The organism is Pseudorhodobacter sp. (assembly GCF_030452865.1).
Classification (GTDB): Bacteria; Pseudomonadota; Alphaproteobacteria; order Rhodobacterales; family Rhodobacteraceae; genus Pseudorhodobacter.
Genome location: NZ_JAKDLJ010000494.1, coordinates 1 through 2,294 on the forward strand (window position 1 = coordinate 1; position 2,294 = coordinate 2,294).

Here is a 2,294-nt window from a genome sequence, read left to right on the forward strand (position 1 = left end):
GGGTTTTGTAGATCGGTATGTTCGGTTTGCTCATCCACCCAAGCTATCACCCTGGTTTCACATGATGAGTCCCTGAGAGGGTTTGTTAAACAAAGTCAAGGAGATGCACAGAACGCGAACATGTTTACCAATAAAAAGGGCCGATCATCTCTGTTTTTGACAATTGATAGCTTGGCTGGCTGTATGTTCCTTGATAGGGCACCTTCCCGCCGGTAAAAGAGCCAACATGGCCAGCGGCACCGACGCGATCAAAAACGTGGCCGGCTGACAGATTGGCTTTTTCCTGATCGGCGGGACGCTTGTTGATCATGAGGCCTATTTGTGCAAATCGTATGCTCGTGTGTTACCCGTCTCGCTCGCCTGGGCCGCCAGGAAAGAGTTTCAGGCCGATCAATAGAGGCTTGCCAATTTACACAGGCGCAATAACCGAAAGCCCCGCAAAAATCCGTATCGCGGGCGTCAGCAGTGTGTCAGGAAAGTCAAAATCCGGATTGTGTAAGTCGGCATGATCAATTCCGGCACCAATGCCAAACAGTCCGCCCGGGTAGCGCTGCGTCAATTCGCCGAAGTCTTCGCCCCAACGGAACGGATGATCAATCGTGGTGACATCTAGGTCAGCGGCCTTCGCTGCCTGTTTAATCAATTGAACGGCCTCTGTTGCGTTTGAGGTTGCCGCAAACTCTTCTTTAGTTTCGAATTCGATCAACAGTCCGTATTTTTCGGCGATCATTTTTGCCCGTTCGGACAGATCGCGCCACATCGCAGCGACCATGCGGCCATCACCAGCGCGAAGGGTGAAATGCACCTCGCCCGAACCAGGGCAAACACCCGACGACTGCACGCCCATTTGGGTGAACACTGGAACGATCAATGCGTAGGCGCTGGGATCATCAAACTGCGCCTGAATTTCCCGTGCAGCCAGCGTCAATTCTGCAAGTGCAAATGCGGGGCTTGCGCCAGTTTCAGGCTGGGCGCTGTGGGATTCTTTGCCTGACATCCGTATGGCCATATACTTGACCGCAGAGGCAAAAACGCCTTCTTTCACAATGACCTGACCCAAGGTATAGCCCGGCAAATTGTGCAAGGCGAAGACGAAATCTGGGATGACTTGCGCAAAGTTTGGATGGGTGGCGCAGGCTTGCGCACCAGTTCCGGTTTCCTCATCAGGCTGAAACAGCAAAACCACGCGGCCACGTTGGGGGCGGTCACGCAAATGGAGCGCAAGACCGGCCAAAATGGTCATATGACCATCATGGCCGCACTTGTGCCCGACCCCATCGCGTTGCGAGCGGTAGGGCAGATCGTTTACTTCGTAAATAGGCAGCGCGTCCAACTCGGCGCGAAACATAACTGTGCGTCCGGCTGCCATCCCGTTATAGACCGCAGCAAAGCCCGCTCCTGCTAACGGCACAATTTTATCGGGCGGGGCGTTGTCGGCCAAAAACCGCTGCATATGCTGGGCAGTCTCAGATTCTTGGCGTGATAGTTCTGGATGGGCGTGCAGCCAATGGCGCAGGGCAACCAGTTGATCAAGTTCATTTACCATAGGCTGATCCCCGAAGGATGTCGGCACATTGCCGCTAAACAGACCTACCAAAGTTGCGGCGGCGCGACTGGTTGATCTGTCATATTCAAGCAACCTTGCGCACGCAATCGAACATAGGCCGAAGCCGCCAATGCTTTGCAATCGGTAAGAACTTTGCCGTGCCATTGGCTGCTGAAATCGGTCAATAGCCGATTGGCTAAAGCGGTTTCGCCTGCTGCAAACAGCACTTCCGCGCTGCGTTGAACCGCAGGAAGATCAGCCAGCATCGCGGCCTCGATTTGCCGCCAATGTTGATCGACCTCGGGCAAGATACCTTCAAGGCTTTGGAAAGCCAGATGCATGAGTTGCTTGAAGTGGTAGACAGCGCTGTCGCCCACTTCAATGCCTTGCGGAATTCTGCAAATGACTTGCGGCGCTTTTTCCTCTTTACGACGATCAAGAAAACGGGCGCTTTCGCCTTCGGTCAGATAGCGGTGCTTGCCATATGCATCGGGAAAGCTGGTTTGCCCCATGAAAACGGGTAACAACGGCGCAGTGACCGGCCCCACGGCCGCGTGCCAAAGCATGCTCAAATCGGGGTGGCTGGTGTGGACCAGCGGCACTACTTGGCCATAGCCTGCGGTGTCGCCCGTCAACCGCGCCGTTGAAATCGACCAGAACACGTCGGTCAAACCAATCTTTTCCGGTCGCGCGGCACGGGCCTGCATTTCAGCCTCGATCCAGGCAGCACCCTCCCAGCGGCCTTTGC

General features: G+C 55.0%; 2 protein-coding genes and 1 pseudogene. All 3 read right to left on the reverse strand.

Annotated features, from left to right (window positions below; genetic code table 11):
- Window positions 1-124: 124 nt before the first annotated feature.
- Window positions 125-310 carry a hypothetical protein gene (locus L0H65_RS18540; RefSeq protein WP_301460681.1) on the reverse strand — a complete coding sequence of 62 codons (186 nt, stop codon included), beginning with the start codon at window positions 308-310 and terminating at the stop codon, window positions 125-127.
- Window positions 311-409: 99 nt separating this feature from the next.
- Window positions 410-1,639 carry an amidohydrolase gene (locus L0H65_RS18545; protein ID WP_301460682.1) on the reverse strand — a complete coding sequence of 410 codons (1,230 nt, stop codon included), beginning with the start codon at window positions 1,637-1,639 and terminating at the stop codon, window positions 410-412.
- Window positions 1,591-2,294: pseudogene (locus L0H65_RS18550) on the reverse strand (dipeptidase); the annotation flags it as partial. The gene L0H65_RS18545 and the pseudogene L0H65_RS18550, both read right to left, overlap by 49 nt.